23 protein-coding genes are annotated in these 16,758 nt (G+C 66.0%); 13 read left to right on the top strand and 10 right to left on the bottom strand.

Annotation, left to right across the window (positions count from 1 at the left end; translation table 11 throughout):
• Positions 1-18 precede the first annotated feature (18 nt).
• Positions 19-360, bottom strand: coding sequence for a hypothetical protein (locus MLP_RS26650; protein WP_013864870.1), 342 nt, complete (start codon positions 358-360; stop codon positions 19-21).
• A 100-nt stretch (positions 361-460) separates the two neighbouring features.
• On the opposite strand from MLP_RS26650, the gene MLP_RS19400 reads away from it, so the two are divergent.
• Positions 461-1,834, top strand: a complete 1,374-nt coding sequence (locus tag MLP_RS19400) for an MFS transporter (protein WP_013864869.1) — start codon at positions 461-463, stop codon at positions 1,832-1,834.
• Positions 1,835-2,022: 188 nt separating this feature from the next.
• The gene (locus MLP_RS19395) at positions 2,023-2,925 is read left to right on the top strand and encodes a GNAT family N-acetyltransferase (protein ID WP_197536449.1); all 903 of its coding nucleotides are present in this window, start codon (positions 2,023-2,025) and stop codon (positions 2,923-2,925) included.
• Here the strand turns inward: MLP_RS19395 and MLP_RS27545 are convergent.
• The 3 genes from MLP_RS27545 to MLP_RS19380 form a co-directional block, all read right to left on the bottom strand.
• Positions 2,903-3,574, bottom strand: coding sequence for a GNAT family N-acetyltransferase (locus tag MLP_RS27545; protein ID WP_231851345.1), 672 nt, complete (start codon positions 3,572-3,574; stop codon positions 2,903-2,905). The two genes, MLP_RS19395 and MLP_RS27545, sit on opposite strands and share 23 nt — an antisense overlap.
• Positions 3,575-3,850: 276 nt before the next feature.
• Positions 3,851-4,081, bottom strand: coding sequence for a hypothetical protein (locus MLP_RS19385; RefSeq protein WP_013864866.1), 231 nt, complete (start codon positions 4,079-4,081; stop codon positions 3,851-3,853).
• Positions 4,082-4,123: 42 nt separating this feature from the next.
• Positions 4,124-5,167 carry an NAD(P)-dependent alcohol dehydrogenase gene (locus tag MLP_RS19380; protein ID WP_013864865.1) on the bottom strand — a complete coding sequence of 348 codons (1,044 nt, stop codon included), beginning with the start codon at positions 5,165-5,167 and terminating at the stop codon, positions 4,124-4,126.
• Positions 5,168-5,314: 147 nt separating this feature from the next.
• On the opposite strand from MLP_RS19380, the gene MLP_RS19375 reads away from it, so the two are divergent.
• A complete protein-coding gene (locus MLP_RS19375; protein WP_041790298.1) occupies positions 5,315-6,226 on the top strand; it encodes an AraC family transcriptional regulator in 912 nt (303 codons plus the stop codon).
• A 230-nt stretch (positions 6,227-6,456) separates the two neighbouring features.
• Positions 6,457-7,149 carry a hypothetical protein gene (locus MLP_RS19370; protein WP_156821223.1) on the top strand — a complete coding sequence of 231 codons (693 nt, stop codon included), beginning with the start codon at positions 6,457-6,459 and terminating at the stop codon, positions 7,147-7,149.
• A gap of 45 nt (positions 7,150-7,194) precedes the next feature.
• Here MLP_RS19370 and MLP_RS19365 read toward each other — a convergent pair whose 3' ends face one another.
• Positions 7,195-7,857 (bottom strand): Type 1 glutamine amidotransferase-like domain-containing protein, encoded by a 663-nt coding sequence (locus MLP_RS19365; protein ID WP_013864862.1) that lies wholly within the window; start codon positions 7,855-7,857, stop codon positions 7,195-7,197.
• A gap of 77 nt (positions 7,858-7,934) precedes the next feature.
• Here MLP_RS19365 and MLP_RS19360 point away from each other — a divergent pair, with 77 nt between their 5' ends.
• Positions 7,935-8,135 (top strand): hypothetical protein, encoded by a 201-nt coding sequence (locus tag MLP_RS19360; RefSeq protein ID WP_013864861.1) that lies wholly within the window; start codon positions 7,935-7,937, stop codon positions 8,133-8,135.
• Complete coding sequence (locus MLP_RS19355) at positions 8,132-8,473, top strand: type II toxin-antitoxin system PemK/MazF family toxin (protein WP_013864860.1); 342 nt, start codon at positions 8,132-8,134, stop codon at positions 8,471-8,473. Before MLP_RS19360 ends, MLP_RS19355 begins: the two co-directional genes overlap by 4 nt.
• A gap of 96 nt (positions 8,474-8,569) precedes the next feature.
• Here the strand turns inward: MLP_RS19355 and MLP_RS19350 are convergent, their stop codons facing one another.
• On the bottom strand, positions 8,570-9,304 hold the full coding sequence (locus MLP_RS19350; RefSeq protein WP_013864859.1) for a phosphotransferase enzyme family protein: 735 nt from the start codon (positions 9,302-9,304) through the stop codon (positions 8,570-8,572).
• A 64-nt stretch (positions 9,305-9,368) separates the two neighbouring features.
• Between MLP_RS19350 and MLP_RS19345 the strand changes: the two genes are divergently transcribed.
• A complete protein-coding gene (locus MLP_RS19345; protein ID WP_013864858.1) occupies positions 9,369-9,884 on the top strand; it encodes a hypothetical protein in 516 nt (171 codons plus the stop codon).
• A gap of 89 nt (positions 9,885-9,973) precedes the next feature.
• On the opposite strand, the gene MLP_RS28690 is transcribed toward MLP_RS19345, so the two are convergent.
• Together MLP_RS28690 and MLP_RS28685 are read right to left on the bottom strand one after the other, a co-directional pair.
• On the bottom strand, positions 9,974-10,471 hold the full coding sequence (locus tag MLP_RS28690; RefSeq protein ID WP_231851344.1) for a class I SAM-dependent methyltransferase: 498 nt from the start codon (positions 10,469-10,471) through the stop codon (positions 9,974-9,976).
• Positions 10,420-10,902, bottom strand: coding sequence for a class I SAM-dependent methyltransferase (locus MLP_RS28685; RefSeq protein WP_013864856.1), 483 nt, complete (start codon positions 10,900-10,902; stop codon positions 10,420-10,422). The genes MLP_RS28690 and MLP_RS28685 overlap by 52 nt, the downstream gene beginning before the upstream one ends.
• 148 nt (positions 10,903-11,050) lie before the next feature.
• Here MLP_RS28685 and MLP_RS19335 point away from each other — a divergent pair, with 148 nt between their 5' ends.
• The 6 genes from MLP_RS19335 to MLP_RS19310 all read left to right on the top strand — a co-directional run bounded on the left by MLP_RS19335 (position 11,051) and on the right by MLP_RS19310 (position 14,784).
• On the top strand, positions 11,051-11,599 hold the full coding sequence (locus MLP_RS19335) for an AAA family ATPase (protein ID WP_041793019.1): 549 nt from the start codon (positions 11,051-11,053) through the stop codon (positions 11,597-11,599).
• An 80-nt stretch (positions 11,600-11,679) separates the two neighbouring features.
• Positions 11,680-12,126, top strand: a complete 447-nt coding sequence (locus MLP_RS29560) for a nucleotidyltransferase domain-containing protein (RefSeq protein ID WP_013864854.1) — start codon at positions 11,680-11,682, stop codon at positions 12,124-12,126.
• Complete coding sequence (locus MLP_RS19325; protein ID WP_013864853.1) at positions 12,083-12,685, top strand: class I SAM-dependent methyltransferase; 603 nt, start codon at positions 12,083-12,085, stop codon at positions 12,683-12,685. Before MLP_RS29560 ends, MLP_RS19325 begins: the two co-directional genes overlap by 44 nt.
• A 285-nt stretch (positions 12,686-12,970) precedes the next feature.
• On the top strand, positions 12,971-13,765 hold the full coding sequence (locus MLP_RS19320; RefSeq protein ID WP_197536448.1) for an aminoglycoside phosphotransferase family protein: 795 nt from the start codon (positions 12,971-12,973) through the stop codon (positions 13,763-13,765).
• A gap of 111 nt (positions 13,766-13,876) precedes the next feature.
• On the top strand, positions 13,877-14,086 hold the full coding sequence (locus MLP_RS19315; RefSeq protein WP_156821222.1) for a SigE family RNA polymerase sigma factor: 210 nt from the start codon (positions 13,877-13,879) through the stop codon (positions 14,084-14,086).
• Positions 14,083-14,784 carry a class I SAM-dependent methyltransferase gene (locus MLP_RS19310; protein ID WP_013864850.1) on the top strand — a complete coding sequence of 234 codons (702 nt, stop codon included), beginning with the start codon at positions 14,083-14,085 and terminating at the stop codon, positions 14,782-14,784. The genes MLP_RS19315 and MLP_RS19310 overlap by 4 nt, the downstream gene beginning before the upstream one ends.
• A 410-nt stretch (positions 14,785-15,194) precedes the next feature.
• On the opposite strand, the gene MLP_RS19305 is transcribed toward MLP_RS19310, so the two are convergent.
• A complete protein-coding gene (locus tag MLP_RS19305; RefSeq protein WP_013864849.1) occupies positions 15,195-15,785 on the bottom strand; it encodes an NUDIX domain-containing protein in 591 nt (196 codons plus the stop codon).
• Positions 15,786-15,893: 108 nt separating this feature from the next.
• Positions 15,894-16,379: an HIT family protein gene (locus tag MLP_RS19300; protein WP_013864848.1), complete on the bottom strand. Its 486-nt coding sequence runs from the start codon at positions 16,377-16,379 to the stop codon at positions 15,894-15,896.
• Positions 16,380-16,758 lie beyond the last annotated feature (379 nt).

The following is a 16,758-nucleotide window of genomic DNA, read 5'->3' as shown; positions in this document are numbered from 1 at the left end:
CACCAACAGCGCTGGCGGCTACAACCACGCGAACACTGCTTCGACGGGATCGGACCCGCCGATAGCCACGATCCCTGACACTGCCAGGAAGGTAGCCGGCACCGCCGCCCAGCGCTGCGGTTGGTCGGTCAACCGAACCGACAGCACCGCCAACAACGCCCAGCCGAGAGCGAATCCCAGCAGCGCCGCTCCGGTGAGGACGTTCTCCTGGGCCGGCAGAATCGGGACGACCACGAGCACTGCAGCGACCGCCAGCCCAGCCAGCAACGAGCCGACGATCACCAGCGGCAGCCGATTGTTGGTCGATCGCTGTGGAGGGCTGGGGTGTGGACGCTGGTCGCTGATCGTCGGAGTCCCCACAGCCTCGAACGTACTCCTGCAGCAGCCATCGCTGCTTGACTGCGCTGCTTGATTGGGCGCTGCTTGAATGAGAGCCCGCCGTCCCCGACTTCGAGGTTTTGTGTCGTCTACCTACCGCGCTCAGGCTCAGCCGTCCGATTCCGGGCAACGGGCCGCGCTGATGCTGGCCGTGCTCGGGTTCTTCGTCGTCGCACTGGACGCTCAGATCGTCAATGTGGCGCTGCCAGAGATCCGTACCTCCCTGGGCGGCGGCCTCTCTGGACTGCAGTGGGTGCTCACCGGCTACACCTTGATGTTCGCCTCGCTGCAGCTGTTCGCCGGTGCTCTCGCTGACCGATCCGGCTCTCGTCGCGTGTACGGCGTCGGCATGACCATCTTCGTGATCTCCTCGGCGGCCTGTGCCGCGGCGCCGAACCTGCCTGCCCTGGTCGCGGCTCGGGTCGTCCAAGGTGCAGGTGCCGCCATGATCACTCCGGCGTCTCTCGCCTTGATCCGAGGAGCATTCGTCGACCCTGTAGCCCGCAGCCGAGCCATCACCTACTGGGCGCTCGGTGGGGCAGTGGCCACTGCGGCGGGGCCGGTCGTGGGTGGCGCTTTCACCCAGCTCGACTGGCGGCTGATCTTCCTGATCAACATTCCTGTCGCCGGCGTGGCGTTCGCGGCGCTCCGTCGTGTTCCGCCCTCGCCCCGCCGCGCGGTCCCGTTCGACTGGGTCGGGCAGTTCAGTGCGGTGGTCGCCCTCGGCGGGTTGACGTACGCCATCATCGAGGGCGCCGACCTCGGCTACACCGCCCCGCGGATCCTGGCCATGTTCGGACTCGCGCTGGCCGGTGCTGGGATCTTTGTCCTCGCCCAGGTACGTGGTCGGCACTCGATGGTGCCGCCGGTCCTGTTCGAGTCGCCGATCGTGCCGGCCGCGCTGCTCGTCGGTGCCGGATACATGGCGGCCTTCTACGGCATGGTGTTCGTCCAGAGCCTCTACTTCCAACAGCTGCGGGGCATCGAGCCGCTGGCCACGGGACTGCTGTTCCTGCCGATGACAGTTGTGGTGGCCGTCGTGAACCCGTTCATCGCGAGAACCATGAACCGGTACGGCCAGCTCGTTCCCGTTGTCGGAGGTCTGCTCGTCATGGCCGCGGGCCTGCTCGGCCTCACTCTCCTCCCGTCCGACGCGCCGGTCTTGGCCGTTGCCATGCTCATGATCCCGATCGGCGTCGGCGGCTCCTTCACGGTCCCGGCGGTCACCGCCATGATCATGGACCAGATCCCCGGTGCTCTGGCCGGCACTGCCAGCGGGGTGCTCAGCACCGCCCGCCAGCTGGGTGGGGCGCTCGGCGTCGCGATCTTCGGAGCTGTGCTGGTCCTGCAGCCTCAGTTCCTCACCGGTCTCCGAGCCAACTTCATCGGTGCCGCAGCCTTCCTTCTGGTCCTGATCCCGGTGATTGTGCGCGCGTACCGAGCACCAGGACAGTGAGCAACGCTCACCGAGAAGGCGCAGTTACAGGTGGATTCGCAGATCTGGGATGTAAGTGCGCCTTCTCGAGGTCGTCATCTCCTTTTCGAGTACCACGGACAGTTCGCGCGTGCGGAACTGATCGGACGAGTCGGGTTTACTGGGTGACCCTTACGACGGCAGCAGCTCGGCTCGGCGAGACTGGGCGGGTGACACCTCCGGTCCCTGTCGAGCTGAGTCCTGCCGAGCTGACCCCCGCCGACCTACCTGATCTCCAGCGCCTGGCTCGGGCGTGCCTGGAGCGTGACGGGGGACTTCCGATGTTCGCCGGGGAGGCGATGCTGGATTCCCGGATGCTCCGTGACCGGGCCATCGGCCTCCGCCTTCCCGACGGCTGCGACGGCCCCGACGGCACGCTGGTGGCGGCCGCGGGGATCAGCCTCGGCGGGGACGAGGCGGTCACCACGGGGATGGTGCATCCGTCGATGCGCCGACAGGGAGTCGGCGATCGACTGCTGCGCTGGGCCATCGCGGAAGCGGGTAACGCTGCGCTGCGGGTCGATACCGAGTCCTGCTCCCGTGACGCCGACGCGCTGTATGCCCGGCATGGCCTGTTCCGAACCTTTGCCGAGACGGTGATGCGTCACGACCTGCAGACCGTACCGGCCGTCGCGCTTCCGGACGGCGTTCAGGTTGCTCCCGTGTCGGGCGTGGCCGAGCAGGACCTGTTCGATGCCTACCGCCGCTCCTTCGAGGATCGTCCGGGCTTCGTCGAGCCCGATGCCGGAGAGTGGCTGGCCGAGCTTCGCGATGACGACGAATGGCGTCGGGACCTGTCGCTGTTGATCCGGGACGAGCAGCGTGTACCGATCGCGTTCGTCAACGTGCTCGGCACCTGGCTCGATCAGGTCGGGGTCGTGCCGGCCTGGCGCGGTCGTGGGCTCGGCGCGTACCTGGTGGCCGAGAGTCTGCGGTCGCTGCAGGCCGAGGGGGCGGGGGAGATGTGGCTGTGCGTCAACGTGAACAACCCGGCCGAAGACCTCTATCGGCGACTGGGCTTCGCCAGCTACGGGACGCGTGCCCGATACCTCAGTCGGCTCCTGGCGCAGTAGTCACCGGAGAGCGCTCGCTTTCAAGCTCGGCCTGCATCTTGTTGACTCGGCCGTGCAGGTGCATATCGTGCCAGCCGTCGGCGTGCAGCGCCGCGCTGCGACGGATGCCCTCGCCGGCAAACCGAGCCTTCGCTGCGACTCGACACGATGCCGGGTTCTGTGTTGAGTGCTCGAGCTGGACCCGGTGAATTCCGTGATCGAATGCCCACTGAGTCGCTACGAGCAGAGCCTGGGAAGCGACGCCCTGGCCCCGAGCTGCTTGGCGCGTCCAGTACCCCACACCTGCTCCCGCGTCCGCGAGATAGAACTTGAGCGTCATCCGCCCAGCCAGCTGCCCCTCGAGGTCGACGGCCCAGCTGACACCACTCTCCTGAGCCCAGGCAATTCCAGCGTCGACAATCCACTGTTCCGCTTCAGTGAGCGTCATCGATCGGGCATGCCAGCGTTGAATCTCCGGCTCCTGATATGCCGCCACCACCGCGCGAGCGTCCTTCGCGGTCCATGGGCGTAGCAGGATCGAGCCCGTCTGCAGCGTCGGTTGAGAAGTGCCCGACAACTGGCCAGGCGCAACTACTGGTACCACGAGAGAAGGCACGTGATCATGGTTCCAGCATCCACCTGCAGTGGGCAACGCGGGCGGGGTCGTCATCGAGATGTGGCGGCCCAGTTTGCGACACCCGACGCCGAACCTAAAGGGGTGACCGGCGCCGCTCCAGCCCTGAGCGATGCTGACCACATGGAGGCAGGGATCGAAGGTGTCGCCGAACTTGTGGGACGGCTCCTCCCGGGGTCGCGTGCTCTCGCTGCCATCGACGCCCCGAACGGAAGCGGCAAGACGACCCCGCAGGATGGCCAAGCGGGTTTGCGTTGGGTTCTTCGCCGGCGGCGATGCAGCCCTTGAACGGCAACGGCACGTAGTGTGCCTTCACGGCGCTGGCTTGGCCTCGACCCAGGTCGGTGGATAGCCCGTGCCGCTGACAGCGGACATGGCGATCAGCAAAGCGAGCCAGAGGTCGGCCGCAACGACTGTCAGCCCCAAGACGAGGCTCCCATCCCGGCGCGTGGCCAGGCGCGGCTGGTAGTCGTCCAGTCGGTCACCGATCTCGACCAGGACCTCCTCGACGCTCGCAGGTACGTCGCCGAGGCCGAGGCGCATGCGGAAGCTCCGCTGGCAGGGTAGTGACACGGGACCCATCGCTCAGAAGGCGACGGGTGCGGTGCCGGCAACGACTGCGCCGGCCACCTGCGGGCAGACAATCGCTTTCAGCGACTGCGGGTCGCGTCGCGCGAGGGTGAGCGCGGCCTCCGTCTCTTCGATTCCGAAGCGGTGGGTGATGATCTCCTCGACCCGAACGACACCCGAGGCAAGCAGGCTCAACGCCAGCGGGTACGTGTTCGCGTACCGATATGTGCCGGTGATCGTGATCTCGCGGTTCTGCAACAGCGGCAGATCGATGCTGACCCTGTCGGTGCCCATCCCGATCAACACCATGCGGCCGCCTCGAGCGAGCGCGGCCATGCCGGACGTCACGGCGGGCTGAACACCCGAGCATTCCAGCAGCACGTCGTACTCCGAGGTCATCGGTTCATCCACGCGGCGCGCGTCCAGGCCGAGATCGCGGGCAACCAACAGCCGGAAGTCGCTCAGATCAGTGACAGTCACGTCCACCGCTCCGAACGCCCGCGCAACCTGCGCAGCCCACAGCCCGATCGGTCCAGCGCCGGTCACCAACACCCGATCCCCGGCGGTGATCCCGGCCCGGCGCGCCGCCCAGACGCCCACCGACACCGGTTCTGCCATCGCGGCCTGTTCGTGGCTCAAGCCATCGGGCACCGGATGGGCGAAGGCGGCGTCGATGGTCACCAGTTGAGCGATCGCGCCGTCGACGGGCGGGGTTGCGAAGAACACGACGTCGGGGCAGAGGTTGTAGCGCCCCGACAGGCACTGCACGCAGTTGCGACACGGGACGCCAGGCTCGAGCGCGACCCGCTCGCCCACGGCCCGGCCTTCTACGTCCCTGCCGAGGGCAACGATCGTGCCGGCTGCCTCGTGTCCGACCACCATCGGCTCCTTCACCACGTGGTCGCCGATTCGTCCGTGCTCGTAGTAGTGGACGTCTGATCCACAGATCCCGACCGCTCCGATTCGTACCAGTACTTCGCGGTGACCGGGCTCCGGAGCTGGTCGATCCTCAATGGTGAGGCGAGAGCCCGATGAGAGGACGGCGCTGAGATTCTGCATGATCATCCTTGACTGCAAGGCGTTCGAGACGCTGTACCGACGGGTGGATAGGTATGAGACTAGGCAGCAAACCAGCTCCGAGATAGCACGTCCGATGCTCACTCCTGGTACTTTCTTGCCAATCAGTGGAAGAGGTCAAGCGTGAGCATGCAACGACAGAAGGCAGCCGCGGCAGTCAATCGTCTGTCGTCGACCCCCGCCGCGCGCGAACTGGTTCCTAGCGATCCCGAGCTGTCGGGTCGCTGGCATCGGCACGGCGTGCCCAGTCCGTACTCGCGGTGGAACTATCACCCTGAGTACGAGGTGCACCTGATTCGGGTCGGCACCGGGCGCTACATCGTCGGTGATCACATCGACACCTTTGTCGCTGGGCAACTGGTCCTGGTCGGCTCGAATGTGCCGCACCACTGGATCAGCGACCTTCAACCCGGAGAGGTGATCGAGGACCGGGATGTGGTGTTCCAGTTTCACGCGGACTGGATCCGTCAGTGCCAGGTGGTGCTGCCCGAACTCGTGGATGTCAACACTCTGCTCAAGCGGTCCGCCTGCGGGATCGAGTTCCTCGGTGCAACGGCCCGCGCCGGCGCTGAGGAAGTCGAGGCCATCGGCGAGACCTCCGGGGCCAAACGGCTGCAGCACGTCTTCGCCCTGCTGGCAGTCCTGGCCTCCGCGCCCCGCAGCGAGTATCGGACACTGGGCAACGCCTGGTTGCCGCCTACGGACAATCATGCCGGGGCGGAGATCATCGACCGAGCCTTCGGCTTCATCCTCCAGCACCTGCGCGCTGACCTCAGTCTCAGTGCCACCGCAGCCGTGGTCGGCATGTCCGACTCCGCGTTCTCTCGCACTTTCAAGCGCACGAGCGGCCAGACGTTCAGCGACACCGTCCGCAAGCTCCGCCTCGCAGAGGCGTGCAAGCTACTGAGGGACACCGACCTGCCCATCGCCGCGGTCTGTGACCGGGTCGGCTATACGAACCTCTCCAACTTCAACCGGCAGTTCCGACGACAGCATGGCGTTACGCCCAGCCAGTATCGGTCGCAAGAAAGGCGACGTTGACCGAGGCGCCTATCCAGGTGCCGATCGCCGACGTCGCGGCGCAATCCGAGGTTCGCTGGGCAAGCGAGGAGCCGCTCATGCTGCGAGCGCCCTGAACGGTATCCGTGGTAGGCCGCGAGTGCGTACGCCAGAGGCGGTCGAGCGCATTTCGCCGTGAGCTCAGGTGTCGGTGGAGATGATCGTGGACCGGTCGGCTGACGGGTTCGGTGGCCGGTGGGACGATGTTCGGCGTGAGCTGGCAGGCTGAGCTGTTCGACGAGTTGGCGTTGCGCCTCACGGGCATCGGACAGGTCGAGCTGGTCGGCTCGGCCGCAGACCCTGCTGTCATCACCGACGGGTGGAGCGATCTGGATGTGATGATCACGCTGACGAGGCCCGGCCAGGTTGACCTGTTGGCCGGCTTCGACGCGTGGGCTGTCTCTGACGTTCGCTCCACAGAGAGTCAGGTGCTGCGGATCGTCCTCCGAGACGGGCGGCGTCTTGACATGGTGGTGGACGGCGGAGTTGTCGCGGTGCCTCCGTTAGCGAGCGACAACGACATCCGCTTTGTCGCTGCAGTGGCGGCGGCGAAGATGGGTCGGGGCGACCATCTCATCGGGCTTCATCTCACGTTGGAGCTGATGCGGTCGTGTCTGGTGCTGGCCATGCGGCTTCGAGACGGCGACGCTGGAACCACCGTGCATCGGTTCGGGTCGGAGCGCGACGCCCTCGTGACGATGTCTCGGCACTGCTCCGTCGCCGAGTCGCGGTTCTGCCTCGTCCCAACATCGTGGAGCGCACGGTCGAGTTGTACGGTCGCTGGCGGCGCCAGTTGGACCCGTGTTACGAGCCGGACTGGTCTGGCCTCGGCTCGTTGCTGGACCGCGGGCTCTCACGATCGTCCGGATAGCTCCGCATGGCTGATGTGGGTGGTTGGACCCTAGGTCGCGTACATCCGGTGACAGGCGTGCTTGTCGATCGGCGCAGAGTCACAGCAGGGTCATTTCGTCGCCGTCGATGATCAGCACCTGACCATCCCGCAACGCCCAGTGCGCCTGTCCGCGGGTCTGGTAGTCAGCGGCAACGGCATCGCAGCCTGCAGACTCTGGGTGCGCGGGGGATCTGACATGCGGGACGAACGGGCGATCGAGGAGACCCAGCCCGTCCGTGATCGGCTCGGCAACGGCATCGAGATCGTCGACGCGTCGCAGTGCAGTGAGATCGGGGCCAAGTACGCACGGTCCCGCGCTGTATCCGCCGTAAACCACGACATCTCGCTCCAACAGATTGATCAGCCGGGAGTCGGCACCGGTATCGGCCAAGGCTCGTCTGAGCACAAAGACATTGCCGCCCCGAACCCAGACGATGTCGAAGTCGGCGAGCCGATCCACCGCGCCAGGCTCCCTCAAGTCGAGCAGTGTCACCTCGAGCCCGGTGGCCTCGAGCTCGTCAACGTCACGGCGCAGCCCGACGATTCGATCCTCGGTCGGTACGTGCTCGACGGCGTTCGGAATGAGCGCGGTTCGCCGACCACCGCCCGCGAGCCTGCGCAGCCGTTCGTGATGCGGCCCGAGTCGGAATGACGCGAGATATAAACGCATTCCTGGATTCTGGCCGATCAGGCGGTGAGCGTGCAGCGGCCCTTGCTGCACGCGCGTGTTGATCTTGTCTCGCTCTTCTGGGGAAGGGGCTGTAGAACACTTGTAGAACAAGGGCTAGCATTGCGGGCATGGCTGCATCGATCGGATTTCGTCCGACGCTCGAGGACGAGCGAATTCTGCGCGAGGCTGCTCTGCCGGGCGAGAGCACGTCAGAGACCTTGCGCAGGGCGCTGCGGCTCTTGGACCACGAACACTGGCTGAGCCAGTTTCGGGCGGATGCGGAGGCGCTCAAGGACGAGGACCTCAATGCGGAGCCGGATGCCTGGTGATCCGCGGAGCCGTGTATCGAATAGACCTCGGACGGCCCCGTGGTCATGAGCAGGGTGGCAAGCGCCTGGGGCTGGTGATGTCACCGCCAGACTCGCCACTTTCGGTTGTGACCGTGATTCCAACGTCGACGTCCGCCCGTCCGTCCATCCACCGCCCTAAGCTCGAGATCGCGGGTCGGTCTACTCGGTTGCTGGTCGACCAGATCCGCTCGATCGACACCGACTATGTCATCGGGGAGCCCGTCGACTACCTCACTTGCGACCGGCTCGCCCAGGTCGAGCTGGCGCTGGCTCATTACCTCGGCGTGCAAGGGATCGCGCCTCCGCGACCGGCATAGGTGTCCCGACCTGTTCGGTCAGGCTGACCCGAGACGACAAGCTGAAGGATGATCCCCGACATCGGGGATCATCCTTCAGCTTGTGGTGGTCGGCGCTCATACCGGCCGAACCAGGGCAAGCCGCTGCTTGGCGTGATCGTCGTCCCAGCAGACCGCCGCCTCCCAGGCGGCCGACGCTTGGGCGGGGATGTCGTACGTCGTGTCGTCGAACTCACCGGCATTGCCGGGCAGGACGAGATCGAGATCAGCGACGTCGACGTGCGACTCGTCCCAGTCGAGCAGCGCGATCCGCTCGGCGGTGACGCGGATGTTGTGCGGATTGGTGGGGTTTCCGTGGACAACGCAGGTCTGCCGACCCGATAGCCGAGCCCACGCGGCTCGGCATCGGGCGACCCCTTCGGCGGGCATGGCCGTCAGGTCGACCCTCGTACCGTGCTGCTCGTGCAGCAGATCGGTGGACGAGCGCCAACCAGGGCGCTGCGGCCAGTCTCGCGTCAGCTGGTGCAGCCGGCGAAGGACATCGGCCACTCGACGCCAGTCCGCATCCGTCTTAGCCGGTTCGCCCTCCATGAAGGTCATGACCACCAGACCGTCGGCGAACAGTCGGCCGTCCATCGTCGGGATCGGTGCCGGTACGGCCAGTCCCTCGCGGTTGAGATAGCGCAGCAGATCGGTCTCCCAGGCAAGGTCTGCGTCGCTGCGTGATCCGAGACGCCCGACCGCGAGCCGGCCGTTGACACGCACCGTCCAGACCTGATTCGCCACTCCGCCGGTGAGTGGTTCCAGCCTGGTCGCGTCGGGGTCCCACTGCCGGAGCGCGTCCCATCCCATGGATTGATCCTTTCAAAGGCCCGATCCTCTCGAGGGCCCGATCCGCGGCAACGATCTGAGCACGATGCCGGCGTACCTGGTTGACGTCGGCCGGACGAGGTCGGACCGTGGCCAGATGCGGATCCGGCGGCTGCTCATCCTGGTGGTGTCGGCGACCGTCAGCGTGAGCCTGCTCGGGCTCGTACGTTCTCCGGGTGCTGTCGCTGGCTGTGTCGGCCCAACTCTTGCGGTCGGCGGACCGTCTGAACCGGGGCCATCGCCGAGCAGCGCGGTCGCTTTGGTCCGTGGACAGTCGACGACCGTGTCCGGGATCTTCTTCCACGCCGGCTGTGAGGACACTGGGTCGTCGTCTTTCCTGGGCTGCCGGGCAGTGCCGCCCAGCGACCCGCAGTCGCCGCTGACCGGCGTCGAGCTCACCCTGGCCCAGGGCGACCGTACGTGGGTGCTCGGCACCGCCGACGCCACCGACCGAGAGCAGCAGTACGCGATCTCGTGGAACGTGTCCATCCCCGATGATGTCGCGGCAGGCCCCGCCGAGCTTCGCGCGGGTGGCGCATCACTCGCCGTCCAGATCACCTGAGCCGGGCTGAGAAGCCCTTCTCGTGACGACGCCGCGATTCAAAGGTGCGTGGATGTCGTTTGGAGCGAAACGAAACAGCATCTGCGCACCTATCGATTGCGGCCAGTTCCCCCATCGGGTCGGTGATCACGTAGCCGGAAGTGCCACACCGTGATCGCCGGGTTGTTCCAAGCGCTCCGGGAGGCCTCGGGATCCCAACCCAGCAAGGTCCATGGCCAGATCGACCATTCACCGATGTCGCGGGTCGGCTCGGGCAACGGCTCGGTGGGCGGTGCCGGTCTCGGATACTCCTCGCAACGGATCACCGTGAACCGCGCTGCCAAGGCCGCGCGGAGGTGGTCGCCCAACCCGTGCCGGTGGGTCGTCGCCAGCTGCGCGGCACCGTCCGGGCCGGTTGCCTTCACCGTAGATCCGAGCAGAACCAGCTCCGGGTGGACGTCGGAGATGATCAAGTCGCCTCCCGGCCGCAACACCCGGGCGAACTCCGCGTACGCCGGCATCAGATCGGGTACGTGAGTCAGCGCCAGCGCGTTGGTCACCAGATCCACCGCGTCGTCCGGCACGGGCAACGACGCGAGATCGCCCACGGAGAATTCGCCGTGGGGAACCCGCGTCCTCGCCAGCTCGAGCATTTCCGCCGACCGTCGACGCCCGTCATCTGGAACCCCCGGGCGGCCAGCCGAGCCATCAGCCTCCCCGTCCCACAGGCGGCATCCAAGGCGTTGCCGACCGGTAGCCCATCCAGGATCTCATCGATAATGGGCTCGTCCATGGCGAACAGGCCGTTGCTCGGGTCGTCGTAGCTGGGCGCCCACTGCGCATAGGCCGATGCGGTCGCATCCCGCTCGACCGATACGCCCGGGACCGCCGCCAGCTCTGGATCGGCCAACAGTTGGCGGATCGCCTCGATTCGTCGCCGAACGAACGGCTTGTCGTGGTCGCCCTCGCCAGCCCACGCGCGCAGAAGGGCCAGACCCTCGACACCCAGCAGGTACGCGAGCGGGTGGTGGTAGATCACGGCTGTGACGCTAGACCAGGATCGTGCGCCACGGCACGCGAATTTCGGCAGCGACCATGAGTTGGCCGGCCGTGATTCGGCACTGATCCCGAGATCGCCGGGAGGGGCTTCCGTGCGTGCCGCGGGCGTTGTGGCTAGCGTCGCTCAGGTGACCATCTATCTCATCGTCGGACTGCCCGGAGCGGGGAAGACGACGCGGGCCAAGGAACTGGAGATCAGTGAGTCCGCGCTCCGCCTGACGCCGGATGACTGGCTCATGGCGGTGTTTCATCGCGATCATTCGACCCAGTGGCGCTCGCGGGAACGTGTGGAGCAGCGCGACCGGATCGAAGGCAAGCTCGTGGAGGTCGGTATGCGAGTCGCAGGGTCGGGCGTCAACGTCGTCCTCGACTTCGGGTTCTGGGGCAAGGACGAGCGTTCGGCGCTCCGCTCGATCGCAGACTCGCTGGGCGTACGCGCCGAGGTCATTTATCTGCCGATCGACGACGAGGAGCAGCGGCGGCGTATCACCGCGCGGAGCACCACGGCGCCCGGTCAATTCCAGATGAGTGACGATGACCTGAAGCAGTGGCGCCTGCAATTCGAAGTGCCGGATTCCGCCGAACTGCGCGGCGCCCAGATCCCAACCGTTCCGCGCGGGTATGCGACCTGGTCCCACTGGGCCTCCGAGCGTTGGCCATCACTACCGATTCTTTGATTCGGAATCGTGAATGGACGCGGTGGTATCGGCGAAGCCGCAGCTGATCGGATGATCGCTGCTTCTGGCAAGCTACCCGGGTGGACCAGGCGAAGCTGCGAGCGGACTACCGAGCCCTGCTCGATCGGCTGCGAGATGACGAGCGAGTCGTCGGGGTGGTGTTGTCCGGCTCGCAGGCGCGTCAGGGAATGGCGACAGAGCGCTCCGACTTCGACGTGCTGATCGTCACCGCCGATGACCAGGTGTCGAACCTGGCTGGGGAAGCCAGGCGGGAGCCCGGCTTCGATGTCGGCGTCACGTCGCTGTCGGCGTTTCGGCGGCATGCACTCGCAGGCAGTGAATTCTCCTGGGACCTGGTCGCCGGCCTGAGGACTTCTGGACCGGTTGACGGCTGGCGAAGGCCGCCACCCACGCGACCGAGGGCTCGAGGATCCAGTCGACGACCGGTGCCCGGACTCGGGATGCGCTGTCTAGTCTTCTCGGGTGACGGAGGCCCGGGTGCTCGAAGCGTACGGCGCGCGAGCTGACGAGTATGTCGAGTTGTTCGGATCGCTCGAGCAACTGGACGAGGCTGACCGACAGCTGATCGCGGACTGGTCAGATGGTCTGACGGAAGGACTGATACTCGACGCGGGTTGCGGTCCGGGAGTGTGGACGGCGTACCTGGCCGGGCGGGGCCGCGAGGTCGAGGGCATCGATCTGACTCCCGAGTTCATTGCTCATGCATGCCGGCGCTATCCGTCCGTGCGGTTTCGTGTCGCGTCCCTCGCTCAGACCGGACTGCCCGATGGAGCGGTCAGCGGGGTTCTTTCGTGGTACTCACTCATCCACACTCCGCCCTCGGAGTTGGCGGGGCAGTTCGCGGAGTTCCGCCGAATTCTGGCGCCAGGCGGCGGGATTTGTCTGGGGTTCTTCGAAGGTGAGGCGAGGCAGCCGTTCGCGCACGCGATCACGACGGCCTACTACTGGTCGGTGGATGCTCTCAGCGAGATCCTCGAGGATGCCGGCTTTCGCGTCACTCATGTCGAACGGCGTCAAGAGCCAGGACGGCGCCCGCATGCGGCGATCACTGCGTTCCGACGCTGAACGGTCCGATGAGCTCATCGACTGGTGCGCAATTGTTGCTACGGATTACCGCGAAGCAACCCCGGCGCACCAGTGAGTGCGCACTCACTCCGGGAAATGGTCCGTGACGGAGGAACCAGAGGAGAGCACGAGTCTGTGTCGTCTGACCGGCCACGTGCAGTTGTGGAGCCCCGACACCGCGACCGCCGCCCACCATCGACATGGTGACCGACTGGAACTACACCGAGGACGACTTCTATTGTGATCTCGCCGTTCCGCACACCACCTCGACGGCAAGATAGGGCCGTGAGTGAGCGGCGACTGGAGGGTGGAAACGCGGGAGGTGCGGTCCGGGTAGGAGACACGGTCCGCCGGGCCTGCGGACCGTGGACGCCATCGGTGCACGCGCTGTTGCAGCATCTCCACGAGGTCGGTTTCACGCGGGCACCAAGGCCGCTCGGCATCGACGACCAGCAACGTGAAGTGCTGTCCTATCTTCCAGGCAACACGGTGGGTGCCAGCCGGCCTTGGCCAGCCTGGGTGCACTCCGATGAGGCGCTGGTCCAGGTTGCCCATTGGCTGAGGGACTATCACGTCGCCGTGGCGGACTTCATACCTCCGGCGGACGCCATCTGGCGCGAGGGCGGGAAGTGGCAGCCGGGTCTGATTGTCGGCCAGAACGACGCAGCACCATACAACGCGGCGTGGGATGACCAAGGGCAGTTCGTCGGCTTCTTCGACTGGGACTTTGCCGCTCCGGTCAGCCGCGACTGGGATCTTGCCTTCACCGCTTTCGCCTGGGTTCCGCTGCATGCTCGCCATGTCGTCGAGGCCGAGGGCTTCACGGACTTCGCCGACCGTGGTCGGCGGCTTCGGCTCTTTCTCGCTGAGTATGGCTGGACTGGTGACCTTGGCGCGTTCCTAAGCACTGTGCAAGCTCGGGTGTTGGCCTCGGTGGACGGTATCGAGCGCACTGCCCGTGGTGGAGATCCTGTCTTTCAGCGCATGCTCGTGTCGGGAGTGGCCGACTCGCTGCGTACGGCGGTGGCGCAGCTGGCCCAGGACACAGCCGACCTCATCGAACCGTGGAAGTCGACCTGACGCAATCACGGTACAACCGGTTCCGCGGGATGCGCGTGTCCAAAGCAAGGAGACGGTGAGGCGCCGTCAGGGACACCAGGAGGGTCGATGCCAGGAGGATCGAAGACTGACTTGTCGCCAGATTTCACCGCCTTCTATGACGCCACCTGGAGCCGTACGGTCGCCTGTGCGTACGCCATCACCGGTGACCTGGTTGCCGCCGAAGACCTGGCTCAGGAGGGAGCGCGATTGCTTCCGGGCGTAGCTATCGGCGGGACCAGTCAGTCCAGCGCAGACCAGGCTGTCGCTCCTGCCTGCCATCGACAAGACTCCTCGGTGTGACCTCCAATCTGGCCTACCACGGCTCCCATGGTGACTATTTCGCCGAGCACGCCGACGCCGGTATCTGGAACTCCTACGTCGATCGACCGACCATGCTCGCCCTGCTCGGCGACGTCTCAGGGCAGAGGGTGCTCGATGCAGGTTGCGGCGCAGGGCACTACGCAGCAGCTTTGGTCGAGCGGGGTGCATCGGTGCTGGGCTTGGACGGCAGCGCTGTGCTCGTTGCTCATGCGCGTCACAGGCTCGGTGACCAGGCCGACGTCGTCCAGCACGACCTGGATACTCCACTCGACCTGCTCGCGGATGCGGACCTCGACGGTGTGGTGTGCGCTCTCGTGCTGCATCACCTCCGCGCCCGATCACAGTTCCTGAGTGAGGTGTTCCGTGTGCTGCGGCCGGGCGGCTGGTTCGTTCTGTCGACGACCCATCCAGCCTCCGACTGGAAGCACTTCGGAGACCCGTACTTCTCACAAGAGTGGGTGGAGTTGATGATGCGAGACGGCAAGCACTCGATCCGCTATCAGCGGATGTCACTGGAGACAATCCTTGGGGAGTTGTTGTCCGCCGGATTCGTCCTCGAACGGCTGGTGGAATCCCGGCCCGCCGACGCCCTGCGCGAGAAGAACCCGGAAGTGTTTGAGGATCTCAACCAGCAGCCGTCCCTGCTGGCTCTCCGCCTCCGTCGTCCCCAACGCTAACCTCCGGAGATCACTTCTCGCCCTGTCCGTAGTTGCCGCGATGTGCGCATGCGCGCAGCGCAGCCCTGGGTCTTCATGGATTCGGCGCTTGATCGGGCGTCCGCCATCGAGTCGCCGCTTCAGCTCTGATCGGCCTTCGGTGGGGGTCGGTGGTTCCGATACAGGCGAAGAGCCGCGACCGAGACGAGCCGAGGCTCGCCGGATTCGTCGTGGAGCGTGTCAGCCGGCCAGACGTAGTCGTGTTCATCCCAGAAGGTCGTAACCAAGTCGCAAGAGACTGGCAGAGGCTGCGCGGTCTTGCCGCGAACTCCCGGCAGAATCGCACAGCTTCCTTTGGGGTCACGCCGTTCAGGCCGGTGACGGACCAGGATGAGCTAGACCATGGGCGTCCTGGGAGCTTCTCGTGCCGTTCAGGTTGTTTGATTTCCGCCAGTTCGATGGTGATGGTCAATGGTTCTCGGCGTGGACTTCGCGAGAGCACGCCGCTCGGCGGCGAGGAGGATCAGTTCGCCAGTCCACTTGGGGCCGTTCGTCACTCGCTCGACCGCCTCAGGTACGGGAAATGCCTCGACCTCGGCGATCACCTCACCATCGGTCGGGTTCATCGGAGGACCGACGACTTCAGCGTCAGCCCAGCCCCATAGCCAGGCCTGATCTGGATGCGGCAGGTGCGGGCGGTACGGCTGGGAGGCGTCCGTACGGCCGAGGTGGGCGCCGATGGGATGGAAGTCGCTCAGCAGACGCGCGCCAGCCTCCTCGAGCAGTTCGCGACTGAGCGATTCGAGGACTGATTCCCCTGGTTCCCGAGTGCCGCCCGGCAGGATCCACACGTCCTCTCGATCGATTCGGCAGAGCAGGACGCGCTCGTCGACGAAGGCGACCACATGAGTGCTCACGACCAGCGCCTCGTCGGGAATCTCCGTAGCGAACTGCATGGTGATCGCCGCCCAGTCCCACCGGTCGGGTTGATGCAAGAGCGGAAAGCGATCAGCCAGACTCACCGCGCCATTCTCGCCTCGATGCGACGGCAAGACGTGACCCTACGGGCGCGCAGCGGTCAGTCCTCGCCCGTCCAACGGGGTCGCCCCCGCGCAGCAGGCGTCGACCGGTCAGTGGCTTACGGCGGCGGCGCCACGGCGTACGAGTTCAGTGGTGATCATGCTGCGCAATCGGTCATGCTGGGGCCCCAACCGCAGCGAGGGGAGTGTCCAGAACTCCGCGGGATACAGCCACACCGGCTTCGTCACACGTTCGGCCGGCTCCCAGTCGTAGCGGGGCCACACGTGGGCGTGGAGAAACTCATCGGTGTTGCCCAGGATCTCGAAGTTGAGACGCCGGAAACCGCCGTCGGTGGTGCGGCACGCCGACTCCACCGCCCCGCCCAGCGTCGCCATGCTGGCCAGATACTGCAGACGTTCGTCGGGTTCGAGATCAGTGAGACTGCCGACGCCCTCGCGATCGACCAACAGCACGCAGTATCCCGGCAGCCATTGCACGTCGCCGATGACCGCGAAGGCGCCGGGGAGACGCGCCATCACCGTCGGATTCTCCCCACGCAGGGCTGACCCGATCCGATCTGAGCGCCACTCATCCACTGCCCGACCATATCGATCGGACGAGGACCTCGCCTGGTCGGAACGACCTGACTGCCGCGCTGCCGCCGCGCGTGCCGGCTGGGTTAGGGTGACCTAAATCACCGGCGTCGGGAGGCTTAGCCATGAATGTGACCTTGTTGGAGAGGCCGGTTTCGCCGGTCCATCAGTCGGGAACTGAGCCGCTCGAGTTGCCCTGTCAACTCCTCCCACCGGCCCGCCCCTGTCGGATTGCACTCCAGCAGATCAGGCTGGCCGAACGCATCAGCAGGCGTCGATTCACCATCGGGGCGGGCGGCCTCGCATTGGCCGCACTCGTTGGTTGCGGGCAACAGGAGCAGGCCACGCAACCCACGCCCGTCACCTCGGACGTATTGCCTGA

The organism is Microlunatus phosphovorus NM-1 (genome assembly GCF_000270245.1).
GTDB lineage: Bacteria > Actinomycetota > Actinomycetes > Propionibacteriales > Propionibacteriaceae > Microlunatus > Microlunatus phosphovorus.
The sequence above is the reverse complement of the archived record's forward strand: the minus strand, read 5'-3'. Positions and strand labels throughout refer to the sequence as shown.